The organism is Pedobacter sp. ASV12 (assembly GCF_016429155.1).
Classification (GTDB): domain Bacteria; phylum Bacteroidota; class Bacteroidia; order Sphingobacteriales; family Sphingobacteriaceae; genus Pedobacter.
On the sequence record NZ_JAELUC010000057.1, the window covers coordinates 14,012 to 27,733 of the forward strand.

Sequence of the window (13,722 nt, forward strand, 5' to 3'; positions counted from 1 at the left end):
CTCCTTTCAAACACCATAACATTTCAACTTTCCAACCTTAAATCATTTTATTTTTTTTCAGCGCTAAAATCGAAAAATCAGTATCTACTTTGGTAATCACATTGCTCAGGGTACCTAGGCCGGTAATCTCCATTTCTACATTATCGCCAGGTTGCAGCCATTGTACTTGGTAGTTTGGATCGTTGAGCAATCCGGTGCCGTTCAGCTCCAAGAAGCATCCTGTTCCTACCGTCCCCGATCCAATAACATCGCCTGGCAAAATATCAACACCGTAGGCACAACGCTCAATAATTTCGGCAAAGGTCCAGTCCATATCGGCCATGTTACCTGCCGAAACTTCGATTCCGTTTACCCTGCAGGTCATTTTAAGGCTATAGTTATTGCCCACGTGATTAGGTTTCGGCGCTACTTTGTAAGGCTCAAGCTCATCGGGTGTAACCAACCACGGACCAATAACCGTAGAAAAATCCTTGCCTTTGGCCGGGCCTAAATTCAGCAGCATTTCTTCCATCTGCAAGGTACGGGCGCTCATGTCGTTCATGATCATGTAACCTGCAATATAATCGTCGGCTTCGGCAGCCTTGATGTTTCTTCCTTTTTTGCCGATAACCACGGCTACCTCCAATTCAAAATCCAGCTTCTGGAAATGATCTGGCATACAGGCGATTTCTCCAGGACCCTGAATGGCATTGTGGTTGGTAAAATAGAAAATCGGATATTGGTCAAACTCGGCAATCATGTCTACCTTGCGGTTGCGCCTGGCCGCCGCCACGTGTTGCCTAAACGCATAGCCATCCCTGCAAGAAGTTGGATGTGGTACCGGCGCCAAAAGCTCATAAAAAACCTCTTCTTTCGGCGACAATGTTCCTTCGGCAATAGACCGACTGATTTTTTTTGCCCTGTCCATCAGCTCTTCGCCCCCCTGCAAAAAGGCATTCATCTCATCCGGGATCAGCTTGTCGCATGAGTTCAAATTGTAGATATGACCGTTTACAAAAACGCCCAAGTGCTCTCTATCTTCGGTTTTATAGGATACTAATTTCATATGTAATATTTGGCTAAATGACGCGATAAAGCTAGCGTTTTACATTAACCTGTACAACGCCTGGGCCGAAGATTTTAAAAGATGTACTGATTATGAACCTTTTTGGTCTTGTTCAAAAACCACCAGCTCCTCGCCAGTAGCCATGATAACCTTGGTGGCCAAACCAATAAAAAGGCCATGTGCCAGAACCCCTTCAATTTGGTTGAGCTGTATGGCCAGCGCTTGCGGATCGGCAATCAGGCCAAAATCAACGTCGGCAATGTAATTTTGGTTATCGGTAACAAAAAGCGTATCGTTTTTGTGCCGCAGCTGTGTCTTGCCCCCCAGTGTGGCTAGCTGATCGAGCACATACCTGCAGGCAACCGGCGCCAGCTCAACCGGCACCTTAAAAGCACCCAGCTGGCTTACTTTTTTCGACGAATCGACAACCACTATTCTATTCTTGCTTAATGAAGCCACTATTTTCTCCCTAAACAAAGCCCCGCCGCCACCTTTAAGCAACTGCAGTTCTTCGGTAAACTCATCGGCGCCGTCAATACTGATGTCGATTTCACCGACTTCGCCCAAGGGCAACAAGGGAATACCCAAGGCCTTGGCCTGTTCTTCGGTTTGCAAAGAGCTCGGCACGCCTTTAACCTGAAGACCATCTTTTAGCCGATCGGACAATGCGCTTAGCGCAAAGCTTGCGGTAGAGCCAGTACCCAGCCCTACAATATCGTTGTGCTTCACCAGTTTCACGGCTGCTTGGGCCGCCAATTGCTTTGCTAGTTCTTGGTGATTTGGGGTTAGAGCTGCCATCCATTAAAAGTAACAAAGAAATTTGAAATTTTGTCGATTAAAAACCCTAATTTAGTCTCGAAAATGATTGACAACCCTTCATATCAGAACCATAACGCCAACGAGGTGCTCGCTGCGTTCAGGTATGCCATGTTATCCAAGATCATTTTTGCGCAATATTCTTTATAAGCCGTTCCATCTGAGCGCCTACCAAAAACGTTTCATCGTTTTTATCGTTATATAATTACATTCTAACCAATATACCTAACGTTATGCCAATTTACCATACTTTAGGAACCATCCCAGCTAAAAGACATACGGTTTTTCGCAAACCCGATGGCAATCTCTACGCTGAAGAACTGGTTTCGACAGAAGGCTTTTCAAGTCTTTACTCCTTGGTTTACCATTGCCATCCGCCAACCATTGTCAAATCGTTGGGCGAACCGTATTCGGTAGAACCTAAAATTGCCCGCGAGAAACATTTGCGCCATACCAGTCTCATCGGCTTCAACATCAAGCCCGAAGACGACTACCTGAAAAGCAGGAAACCAGTTTTGGTTAACAGCGACCTGCATATTTCTTTGGCCGCTCCTCGCCAATCGATGACCGATTATTTCTACAAAAACAGCCAGGCCGACGAAGTGGTTTTCATCCACGAAGGCTCAGGCACCCTAAAAACCGGTTTCGGCCAAATCAAATTCCAATATGGCGATTACCTGGTTATTCCGCGGGGCACCATTTACCAAATGGAATTCGACAACGAAAACAACAGGCTTTTCATTATTGAAAGCTTTAGCCCCATCAGAACACCCAAACGCTACCGTAACCAGTTTGGCCAACTGGAAGAGCACTCTCCCTATTGCGAAAGGGACATCAAGCGTCCGCAAAACCTAGAAACCATCGACCAGTTTGGCGATTTTAAGGTGTTGATCAAGAAACAGGGCATGATGTATCCCTACGTATATGGCACCCACCCCTTCGATTTTGTAGGCTGGGATGGCTTCCACTATCCTTGGGCTTTCTCGATCCACGATTTTGAACCTATAACCGGTCGCTTGCACCAGCCACCGCCGGTACACCAAACTTTTGAGGGCCATAATTTTGTGGTTTGTTCTTTTGTACCACGAAAATACGATTACCACCCGCTTTCTATTCCGGCACCTTACAACCATAGCAACGTAGACAGTGATGAAGTGCTTTATTATGTAGACGGCGATTTTATGAGCAGAAAAAGTGTGGTGAAAGGCCAAATCACCCTACACCCTGGTGGCATTCCACACGGACCGCACCCTGGAACGGTAGAAAAATCAATTGGAAAAGAAAAAACAGAAGAACTGGCCGTTATGATCGATCCTTTCAGGCCTTTGATGCTTACGGAAGATGCCGTAGCGATTGAAGATGAAAGCTATCACAAAAGCTGGCAGATTAATGTAGAGTAGCGTATGTATTTAGCGCCGAGCGCCCAACATTACAACCTTAAAGCTTTACAACAACATTAAACATTACAAAACAATGAGCACACAAACATTTGCAGAAAAAATAGCGAAGGCGCAAGACTTCCTTCCTATCAATGGAACAGATTATATAGAGTTTTATGTAGGCAATGCCAAGCAGGCCGCCCATTATTACAAAACGGCCTTTGGCTTTCAATCGTTAGCCTATGCGGGCCCTGAAACCGGCGTTCGCGACCGCGCTTCTTACGTTTTGCAGCAGGGCAAAATCAGGCTGATCTTAACTACCGCCCTCAAATCGGACCACCCGATTGCCGAGCACGTAAAAAAACATGGCGATGGCGTAAAGATCCTGGCTTTATGGGTAGACGATGCCTACAGTGCCTTTGAAGAAACCACCAAACGTGGTGGCAAACCCTATCTGGAGCCTCAAACCTTAAGCGATGAGCATGGCGAAGTGAAAATGTCGGGCATTTATACCTACGGCGAAACCATTCACATGTTTATCGAGCGCAAAAACTATAAGGGCATCTTCATGCCGGGCTACCGCGAATGGAAAAGCGATTACAACCCTGCAGAAACGGGATTGTTGTACATTGACCATTGCGTAGGCAACGTAGGCTGGAACCGCATGAACGAAACCGTGAAATGGTACGAAGAAGTAATGGGCTTTGTGAACATCCTTTCTTTCGACGACAAGCAGATCAACACCGAATATTCGGCCCTCATGAGCAAGGTCATGAGCAATGGCAACGGCTATTCTAAATTTCCGATCAACGAACCTGCCGAAGGCAAAAAGAAATCGCAAATTGAAGAATACTTGGAGTTTTACGAAGGCGAAGGCGTACAGCACATTGCCGTAGCCACCAAAGACATCGTAAAAACCGTAACCGAGCTCAAAGCGCGCGGCGTTGAATTTTTAAGCGCACCGCCAGAGGCCTATTATGAAATGATGCCTAACCGCGTTGGCGAAATAGACGAAGAAATAGCACTACTTAAAGGATTGGGCATTTTGGTTGATTGCGACGAGGAAGGCTACCTGTTGCAGATTTTTACCAAGCCGGTTGAAGACCGTCCGACGCTTTTCTTCGAAATTATTCAGCGAAAAGGAGCACAATCATTCGGTGCGGGCAATTTCAAGGCACTTTTCGAATCTTTGGAACGCGAACAAGAGTTAAGAGGAAATCTTTAATCATTAAGTCAAGCTTATGTTAAATGCCTTAAAAACGGTATTTGTACTGGTGCTGGTTGCACAGGCAAGTACCTGTAAAAAAGAAGAGCTGAATATAAGCGCTCCCGAATGCATCTTGCAAAAGATAGCGGCCATCAAAGCCGAAGCGGTCTGGAACCCACCGGCCAAGGTTTACGCTTACGACTACAATGGGCAAAAGGTTTATTACATCCCTGCCCGTTGCTGCGACATACCCAGCGCCTTGTACGACAGCCATTGTAAATTGATCTGCAATCCCGATGGCGGCTTTACTGGCAAAGGCGACGGCAAGTGCGCCGATTTTTTTGAAAAACGAACGCATGAGCAACTGATCTGGCAAGACGAACGAAAATAGATTCACAATAAAAAAGGGGGCGAAAACTCGCCCCTTTTTTTATTTCAGTTTAATGGTCAGCGTTTTTTCCTGCTGATCTCTGATGATCCTTAATTCGGCGGTACTCAAAAATTGGCTTTTCTGGATAAATTGCTGCAGCTCGAGTATAGAATTGACTTTTTCGTTGCCCCATGCAATAATTACATCGCCTTTCTGCAGTTTGTTTTGGCCAGCCAACGATTGTGGCGACAGGCTAAGCAACAAAGCGCCATGATCGTCGTGCAAACCAGCGGCCGAGCGCTCGCCCAAACTTTCTATATTCTTGAAGGTAGCTCCCAGCCAAACCAAGGTAGCCCCTTGTTGCCGATTGGCTAATGCTTTTAAAGGCCTGATCGGTGGTTTGGCCGCCAGTTTCTTTAAATTGGCTTGGGTTACGCCAAAATTCATTTCAAAATTCTTAAAGCCTGTTTTCAATGCCGGTGAAGATGCCAATACACGATAGTCGCCAGTATTGGCCGCTACAAATTTTGCATCGCCATAACTGCTGTTCGCATCAACACCCAATTTTTGGGCAGCCACTAAGCCAGCCTGCGAAAGAAAGAAATTCTCATCTACTTTTTTGCCCCAGGCATTCATGCCGATAGGCGCATAAGGCGTAGATACGATATTATGGGTAAAAGTATCGTCGCTGCTGCTCAGCCATACATGCGGATGAAAAGTATTGTTGATGATGATGTTATTGGTTACGGTACGGTGATAGCCCTCCCGTAGTTTCAAGCCGCCACTTAAGCACACATTGTTATAGATCAGGTAATTGCTGCTTCCATCATCGAGGTCAATATCCCAACCATGGTCGCACTGAAAGCGATTATTACGCAACACAATGGGATCAATTACATCCAAATATTCAATCCCTGGCCTTGCGGCTACAATACTGTCTACGATTTTTCTTCCCGGGCGCCAATAGCGATCGCGACCCCAGGAGTTAAATGCCCCATGGTCGCCTGTTTCCAATACCGTGTTAAAAACATCGTTAAATTCGATGATATGGCCGCCCCAAGTTCCTTCGCTTACATTAATGCCGGCCCTAGGCACATCGTAAATGGTATTATGGCTGATGGTGATGTGTGCGGCCATCGAAATTTCGGTTCCGGCCACCTGTTTTTCGATCGTACCAATGTGATGGATCAAGTTGCCACTTGCCGTGCAATACTGCGGATAATTATCGCTTTGAGGCCCCTTGGTAAAATCCATCTGTGTCCAGGGCACAAAATTTTCGTACCTGAAAGCAGGCGATCGCACTGCATCGGCACTGCCTACAAACGAAATGGCACTTGCCCCAATGTTATAAATATGATTGTCTTTGAACTGGTTATTCTTGTTGTAATTGCTTACAAAAATGGCATTGCCACCCAGCTCGTAAAAATTGCAACCAGCCACTGTAATTTGCGCTGTTCCATCCAGTAATAGCGCACCGCCACGGTAAATGGTCCAATCGCTGCGCAACAGGGGCTCTTTAGTCAGCATAAAACTTCTTGCTGTTTGGGTAAAATCTATTTCAGCAATGCTGATGTTTTGAACTGGATTTGCACGGTTTCCCACCACATGGATGAGGTCTGTTAAATTACTGATGGCCAAATCGGCTTTGCCCAGATCGAGGTTTTTGGGCGGATAGAAATAGAGCATTTGCTCAGCCTGGCTGTAGTACCACTCATTGGGTACATCCAGTTCTTCGAAAATATTCTCTACAAAACGATGCTCCTTATGCATAGGCGAAGGCCGGTTGTTTTGCCAGCCGCCAATATAATCCAGCTGGCCGCCTGTTTTACCGGTAATCTCAAAATGAAATCCGCCCCACTCGCCAGCGTGCAAGGCATGGATATAGCCTCCTTTTGGATTTTGCCAACCGGCAACCCTTTCTTTGTCAAGCGCATCGGCCGCAGTGCCGTTAAAAATCCGCGATTTTTCGTCAAAGTTCGGGTAACGCGCCATAGGCAGGGCCTTTCCATTCAGAAACAGCCGATCGGGATTGGTTGCCAAAGCTAAACGAGCCTTATAAATTCCGTCGCGGTAAGGTACCCATTGAAGGTTTACTTTTTTTGCACCACTAAAAACTACCCTTTCGTGCTGATATGGCTGTATTTTTAACGAGCGTAGCGCAAAGCTTTTGTTTGATATTGTTACCGTTTGGTCAAACACATAGGTTCCTTTCCTGAAAAGGATCTCCACCGCTTCGCCTTGAAGGCCTTGCGCCTTTTGAAGGGCTGCTTTTAATGTTTTTAAGGGCCTATTCAGGCTCCCGATTTGGGTGTCGTTGCCCACAGGCGACACAAAAATTTTTTTTTGTGCCCATACCAAACAGGGCATTATGCCCAAGCAAAGCATCAATAATTGTTTTTTCATAGGTGATAGGTTATTTGACTAACAAGATGTAGACAAGTCTTGGGCCTTTGCAGGGGGGAGACTTGTCTACTTATTTTAGTTTTGCTTAATCACAATCAGATAGCCCTTGGCTTTGGGCACCGTAATTTCGCTATGGGCTGTCAGTTGTTGCGCCTGTTGAAAATTGGCAACTTCCGGAACGCTGATACTGGCTTTTGCCGGATCGATGCCCAGTTTTTGCCAGTCGATGTTCAAAGTCACTTTCTCTTCCTGATCTGACCAACTGGCTACAGCCACCAAGGCCGCGCCCTTTTTTTTGTAAACCGTAGCCAAAACCTGCGGATTGCTGGTTTTAACCGGACAATTTGTAGACCAGTAACCGATCATCTTGGTACCTTTCATGCCAAAATCGTCCCAAACCTTCCAAATCGGTCTTGGATCGTTGTTGCCCGACCAAGGCAAACGGTTGGTCATGCCATAAATCAGGCCTCGCCATTGGTTGCCGCCATCCTGCAGCATTTCGCCCATCAAGCCAAACGGAATACCGCTTACTTCGGTCAGGAAGAAATCAGGCTTGTTCTTTTCGTAGTCGAAATATTCGCCAAACCACAAGCGGTTTAAGTAAGGAAAATGTTCCATATACAAATTGGCGCTGTTGTTAAAGCCGTCGCTTTTGTTGTACTGGTTAGCCGAGTGCAGGTCGATAATACCTGGATGACCGTCTTGGGTCAATACGCGCTTGATCCGTTTCATCGTAATGCGATCAAAAGCCACATCATCCAAATAAATACCATCGATGCCCACATTTTTGGTCAGCCAATTCATGCCCTCTACATAATAGTTGTGCCAACGGCTCATGCCGCTGTTTACAATGGCCGCATCCTTGATTTCAGGCACGAACCAGGCCGCGATGTAATCGTCTTTGACGTGTTCCTGTAACCAAGAAAAGCCTCCGCCCTTGCCAGGCGAGTAGATTTCGTGACCCAAACTGCGCATCGGAAAAGTTTCGTAGGCACGGTTAGACAGCTCGCGAACGGTATTATAGATTTTTACCTTTAAGCCCTTGCTGTGCGCCTCGCTAATGTAGCTTTTCATTTTGCCATACTCAATAAACGGATAGTTGATCCACGGGTTAATAGGCGTAGCATGGTGGATATTCACCACTGTAGCACCTGTTGCCTTGATGCTGTCAATCGAATTGTACTTGTGGTAAAAGCGATTCTCCCATTGGAAATCAGTATCGATGGTATGGAATGGCGTAATCAGCAAAGTGAAATTATAGTACTGTACCTCTCCTTTTTTCATTTCGCGTTCGCCCGTGTAGTTATTGGCCAGCATCGAACTGCCTTTAATACCGATGCTTACACCGCCTTTACTGCCATTACCCCAAGAAGTAGGCAGCAACAATGGTTTTTGCAGGTAGAAATTGGTATTTAACGGACGTACATATTTCTCGTCGCGAAGCGAATACTGCAATCCCGCATTTACATTGCCCAGCCAGGCACCATCCTGGTTTTTATTGGCTACATCCCATTTCCATTCGAATTTTTCTGGACGTTCGCCTCCTTTTTGGCCGAAGCCCATCAAATAGGTAGCCGCTGTTTTGTTAAACGGAATGTGCATGGTAACGTCTTTCAGATCGAGGTCTTTCAATGCCGTAACCTTAACCGTATACGACATAAAGCCATCAAACTCCAAGCTTCCCGTGATGTCCATTTGCAGGCTGTCGTTAGCATTTGTGGTTTTCCATTGTACCGTTCCGGCTTCTTTTTTGGTAAATTCTACCCCGCCGTCTTTCAATATGATGTTTTTGCCATCGGCTTTGCGCACAAAGTGGAAATGGATATTTTCTGCCAATAAATTATTGGGAGTGGTGGTATAATCGGTCATTTCAGGGCTAAAGAAAGTTTGGATCTGCTTAGGGAAGCCATTTTTATCCAGTTCTACCTTGCGTCCCAGCAAGCTAATGCTTGTTCCCTGTACCCTTAAAGGCGTATAAGGCGCAATTACCGTATTGCTTTGGGCCAAGGTTGAGTTGAGCCAAGCTAAACGGGTTTGTTTCCATGGCTCATTGATGCCGTTTTCCTTGCTCAGGCGGGCATCTACTTTTATACTGATTTTGATGCTTTGTGCGGGTGCATTGGCCGCCGACACTTCAACCGTGCCCGTATAGGTTCCGGCGTTGGCCGCAGCAGGTACGGCAAGCAGGCACCACAATGCCTGGATCTGGTTTTGGGGCACATCTACTTCTTTGCTAAACGGCTTGCCATCGTAGGTGGTGCCATCGGTATTAAGGCAAGAAAATAGCTTCGAAGCTATTTTATGACCAGATTTATCTTTTAAATCGCTGAATTTCAGTTTCACGTTCTGCAAATCCTTCAAGGCATAAACCCCTAACTGAAAAGAGAAGTTTTCGCCCCTTAAGGCTATATCTGCAAATGTTTTTTGAGGCCCATTGGCTATCCAGCGTTGCGGAATATCGTGCTTCATCACAATGGGGTACATCCTGTATTCTGGAAATACCAGGTAAGCCGGTTCGGCATGCTGCGCTTTTAGCTTGGCTACTTCGGCGCTGGTTGCAATCACCTCCATCGGATAAACGCTGTTAAAGGCATTGACCGATTCAATCTGAAGTGCTCTGGCATTAACGGGTAGCTGTTCTGCATCTTTTGGCGTTATCCAATTGGGCAATTTGCCTTGTTTGGGATAAATTCCTTTGGGATAGTTAGAACGGCCTTCGTTTTTGTAGGGCTGGTAATAAATGTAATAAGTTCCAGCGCCGCTTGTCGGCTCAAAACAAATGATGCCGCGCTCTTTATTTAACGACAAGGGCAATATATTTTCTATTTTTTTTCCGGTTTTGGCGTCTTGTACAATAATTGCCTTTTCTTCGGGGTTAGGGTCGCTACGGCGCCATTCGATATTGACTTTGGCAATTTTTCCGGCACCGGTATAGCTGACCAATGCACGTTGATTGCCTAAGGAATCGGCATTCCAGCTGTTGTTGCCAGCTGTGTATTTGATTTGCTGGGCATTGGCCCAAAAGGGAAATGTGCAGCAACACAGCAACACAATAAGGTAGTTTTTCATGGATGAGGTTTTAAAAATTAACTGATGGTAAATTTAATTTTTTTCTACGTTGTTTAACAGGGTGGCAAAAATTAAGTCAAAAACGTTACAGCTACCATAATTTTGCTATTTTTGACCTTAGGGTAAATTCCACAGATGTCAGCAATTACGATAAAAAGGTCGAAATTATTTTTCAAGCACATTAAAATGGCCTTCAAGCTGTTCAGAAAAAACGACCCGTTGCGTCTTGCTGGCGCAACAGCTTTTTTCGCCAATTTCGCCCTCCCGCCCATCTTGCTGATTTTGATTAGGTTGTTTGGTTTTTTTGTAGACAGGAAGCTACTGGCCCGACAGATTTTTGAAAGGTTGGCCAGCATTTTAGACGACAGCAGCACCGATCAGATCAGGCAAACGCTCAGAAACATCAGGGGGATTGACCACAACTGGTGGGCTACCATTTTGAGCTTTGTATTTTTCATATTTGTGGCCACTACGCTTTTTAACGTCATTAAAAATTCGATGGACCAGATTTGGAAGATTGGCGTGAACGAAAAAATAGGCATCATGTTTAACCTCAAGTTAAGGGCGCGCTCGATGGTGATTATCCTTTTGGCGGGCATCTTGTTTTTCGTAGGCCTTTTAACCGACAGTGTACAGGCATTTATCGGCACTTACATCAATACCGCAGCTCCAACTTTTGGCAAAATATTTCTATCTATCCTTAACCAGGCACTTTTTGTGGTTATCGTAACCGCTTGGTTTACGGTGTTGTTCAGGTTTCTGACCAACGGACGTCCCAGCTGGAAGGCATCGATACGCGGAGGCATCCTAACCGGCATCCTGTTTACGCTGGGCAAGTTTATTTTGCGCATTATGCTCCCTTTAAGCAACATAGGCAATGTATACGGCGCTTCAGGCTCTATTGTGCTGATTATGCTCTTTGTATTTTATTCTTCGTTTATCTTTTATTTTGGGGCCTGCTTTGTCAAGGTATTAAGCGATGCCGGCAGTAAGCCGATTAAACCAATCAAAGGCGCTTTCCTTTACGAAATCAAAGAAATACCCAAAGAAGAAGGCAAAGGCTAATTGGTGCGCAAACCTACCTGTTCAAAACCCTGCATCTCGAAAACAGCCAATTTGTTCAGCAGATTGAGGTGCAACGTTCCGAAGAAATTAAAGATGCCATCTTTGTTTTTGCCCTCAATGCAAATGGTTTCCTTCACAATTTCACGCTGTGCCAAATTTTGGTCGGCCGTAATCATGGCTTCGTCCTGAATAACAAAATCGTTGGCTTCGATGGCAAACTCTTTTAACAAGGCCAAAAAGCTCTGGCCATTCAACAATAGCTCTTTTAAATTCATGGCAATAAAGGTTAGGTTTGTGACTGCCGAAACCACATCAATTTTATTGCCAAAAAAAATGGATGAACCCTTATTGGCCATCCATTTCTTACAACTTTAAAGAGATATGTTTCTAAAACAATTTATAGGCAAGACCCAGGGTAAACAAGTTGAGCTTGGTCGATTGCGTATAACCGGTAGAGTTGAGCTTAGAAAGGCCCAATTCGTACCTTAAATCAACGCCTAAGCTACCTATATCGACACCGGCGCCGAACTGCCAGGCAAAAGCCTGATCTTTAAACTTGCCATTAAATGCCGAAGCGGCCGCCTGCGAAAAATTTTGGTCTTCGTTAAGCAAGAATGAAACAACAGGTCCTGTGTTGAGCCTTAAGCCTACACCGGCTGCCCCAAATTTAGTACCCACCAATACAGGCACGTCTAAACTGGTAAACTTAACCTTGTTTTCCTGACCAGCGGCATTTTGCAAAGTTGCATTTTTGCCCGAAAGGTAAAGCTCTGGTTGCAAATGCAGTCCGGCGGCGCCAATACGAGCCCAAAGGCCTACGTAATAGCCTGCGCGGTTATCGCTGCTGAATGTATTTGAGGTATTAAATTTAGAAAGGTTCATCCCTCCTTTTAAGCCGAGCTGAAAAGAAGGTACCACTTGGCTAAAAGCAAGGGTGCTGGCGCAAAGCAGTACAAATAATAGGGTAATCTTTTTCATAATAAAGCATTGGGTTTCTAATGTTATTAACGTAAAGATAATATTTTAAATTGAAAGCTAAATTTTGTAGTTTTATCAGTACCCTTTGTCAATTTTCAAGTGTTTGTTTTTGAGTATTTTCCCTTCTTAAATGGAGTTTTCATTTAATATTTATGCGATTGTTTTGCTGGCTTGTGGCTGTACAACGATTGTTTTATCTAATTACATTTACAGAAGAGGCGGAGAAGCCGTAAAATGGTTCTCGATGATGATGCTATCTAACGCCATTTGGTCTATAGCCTATGGTTTCGAGTTGGCCAGCAGCACCTTAAGCCAGATCAAGTTTTTAATCAATATCGAATACATCGGCATTGCCACCCTGCCTTTGAACTGGTTTTTGTTCTGCCTCAGCTTTTGCGACAAGGAATGCTGGTACAAAAAGCGATTGAACTTTGCCCTCATTCTGATTGTACCCATCGTTACCATATTAATGGTTTGGACCAACAGCTACCATCACCTGCACTACAAGCACATTGCAATTGCTACCGATGGCCCTTTTCCGATGGTAGCCATTACCCCCGGCATCTGGTACCGTATTTTTACCATTTACTTTTACCTGCTGCTGGCTTGTGGCTGCTACCTGATTTTGATGAAGTTCAGGACTTCTGACCCCATTTACAAAAAACAGAACTACAGCATTGTTATTGCGGCATTTTTACCTTGGCTGGCCAACATGAGCTACCTGCTCGGATTTAGGCCGTTTATCCATCTGGATGTTACGCCCTTTGCCTTTGTGCTTACTTCTTTTCTAATCCTGATTGGCATTTACCGATTTAAGTTGTTCGATATTATTCCCATTGCGCGCGAAAAGGTGCTGGAACTGATGCAGGATGGCTTTTTTGTACTCGACCAGCAAAATCGCATCATCGACTATAACAAATCCATACAACGCTACATTTCGATAGCCAAAGACCAAAAAATCATAGGTACACCGTTAGAAAAGATCTTTCCGAACCAGCCTCATTTCTTCGAACGCATCAAGAACCATCAACCTGGCAAGGTAGAGCTTGACATCGCCCTCGAAAACAAGGTACTTTACCTCGAAGCCGACATCCTTTTTTTGGTCGACAACAAAATCAATAACGATTTTATCATTATCAAGCTCCAAGACCTGACCAATTTTAAACGGGAAGCTATTCGCACCAAGGAACAGGCCAATGAACTGGAAAAACTGAACCAGCTTAAAGACAGGATATTTTCTATTATTGCACACGATTTGCGTGGCCCGTTGGTTAACCTTTCCGAAGTGCTTAAAATGATTGCCAACGACCAGATCTGTCTCTTATACACATCTAAAAGAGGGGGGGGGGGGGGGGGGGGGGGGGGGGGGGGGGGGGGGGGGGGGGGGGGG

Annotated in this window: 11 protein-coding genes; 5 read left to right on the forward strand and 6 right to left on the reverse strand. The window is 45.2% G+C overall.

All coding sequences use genetic code 11. From position 1 onward, the window contains the following. Window positions 1-37: 37 nt before the first annotated feature. The gene (locus tag JHD69_RS13470) at window positions 38-1,045 is read right to left on the reverse strand and encodes a fumarylacetoacetate hydrolase family protein (protein WP_199140865.1); all 1,008 of its coding nucleotides are present in this window, start codon (window positions 1,043-1,045) and stop codon (window positions 38-40) included. Window positions 1,046-1,135: 90 nt separating this feature from the next. Further along, window positions 1,136-1,843, reverse strand: a complete 708-nt coding sequence (gene rpiA / locus JHD69_RS13475; protein WP_199140866.1) for a ribose-5-phosphate isomerase RpiA — start codon at window positions 1,841-1,843, stop codon at window positions 1,136-1,138. 251 nt (window positions 1,844-2,094) lie between these two features. Here rpiA and JHD69_RS13480 point away from each other — a divergent pair, with 251 nt between their 5' ends. The 3 genes from JHD69_RS13480 to JHD69_RS13490 all read left to right on the forward strand — a co-directional run bounded on the left by JHD69_RS13480 (window position 2,095) and on the right by JHD69_RS13490 (window position 4,838). After that, on the forward strand, window positions 2,095-3,261 hold the full coding sequence (locus tag JHD69_RS13480) for a homogentisate 1,2-dioxygenase (protein WP_199140867.1): 1,167 nt from the start codon (window positions 2,095-2,097) through the stop codon (window positions 3,259-3,261). A gap of 73 nt (window positions 3,262-3,334) precedes the next feature. Beyond that, window positions 3,335-4,465 carry a 4-hydroxyphenylpyruvate dioxygenase gene (gene hppD / locus JHD69_RS13485; protein WP_199140868.1) on the forward strand — a complete coding sequence of 377 codons (1,131 nt, stop codon included), beginning with the start codon at window positions 3,335-3,337 and terminating at the stop codon, window positions 4,463-4,465. A gap of 16 nt (window positions 4,466-4,481) precedes the next feature. After that, window positions 4,482-4,838 (forward strand): DUF6970 domain-containing protein, encoded by a 357-nt coding sequence (locus JHD69_RS13490; RefSeq protein WP_199140869.1) that lies wholly within the window; start codon window positions 4,482-4,484, stop codon window positions 4,836-4,838. A 39-nt stretch (window positions 4,839-4,877) separates the two neighbouring features. Here JHD69_RS13490 and JHD69_RS13495 read toward each other — a convergent pair whose 3' ends face one another. Together JHD69_RS13495 and JHD69_RS13500 are read right to left on the reverse strand one after the other, a co-directional pair. Next, entirely contained in the window at window positions 4,878-7,220 is a 2,343-nt protein-coding gene (locus tag JHD69_RS13495; protein ID WP_199140870.1) for a PDZ domain-containing protein, read from the reverse strand. A 75-nt stretch (window positions 7,221-7,295) separates the two neighbouring features. Next, complete coding sequence (locus JHD69_RS13500; RefSeq protein ID WP_199140871.1) at window positions 7,296-10,289, reverse strand: glycoside hydrolase domain-containing protein; 2,994 nt, start codon at window positions 10,287-10,289, stop codon at window positions 7,296-7,298. A gap of 186 nt (window positions 10,290-10,475) precedes the next feature. Between JHD69_RS13500 and JHD69_RS13505 the strand changes: the two genes are divergently transcribed. Next, entirely contained in the window at window positions 10,476-11,354 is an 879-nt protein-coding gene (locus tag JHD69_RS13505; RefSeq protein WP_233165908.1) for a YihY/virulence factor BrkB family protein, read from the forward strand. Here the strand turns inward: JHD69_RS13505 and JHD69_RS13510 are convergent. Both JHD69_RS13510 and JHD69_RS13515 read right to left on the reverse strand, forming a co-directional pair. After that, a complete protein-coding gene (locus JHD69_RS13510; RefSeq protein ID WP_199140873.1) occupies window positions 11,351-11,629 on the reverse strand; it encodes a hypothetical protein in 279 nt (92 codons plus the stop codon). The two genes, JHD69_RS13505 and JHD69_RS13510, sit on opposite strands and share 4 nt — an antisense overlap. A gap of 112 nt (window positions 11,630-11,741) precedes the next feature. Continuing rightward, window positions 11,742-12,332, reverse strand: coding sequence for a porin family protein (locus JHD69_RS13515; RefSeq protein ID WP_199140874.1), 591 nt, complete (start codon window positions 12,330-12,332; stop codon window positions 11,742-11,744). Window positions 12,333-12,462: 130 nt separating this feature from the next. Between JHD69_RS13515 and JHD69_RS21375 the strand changes: the two genes are divergently transcribed. Further along, window positions 12,463-13,722, forward strand: a 1,260-nt coding sequence (locus JHD69_RS21375) for a histidine kinase N-terminal 7TM domain-containing protein (RefSeq protein WP_199140875.1), incomplete at its 3' end; no start/stop codon positions are given.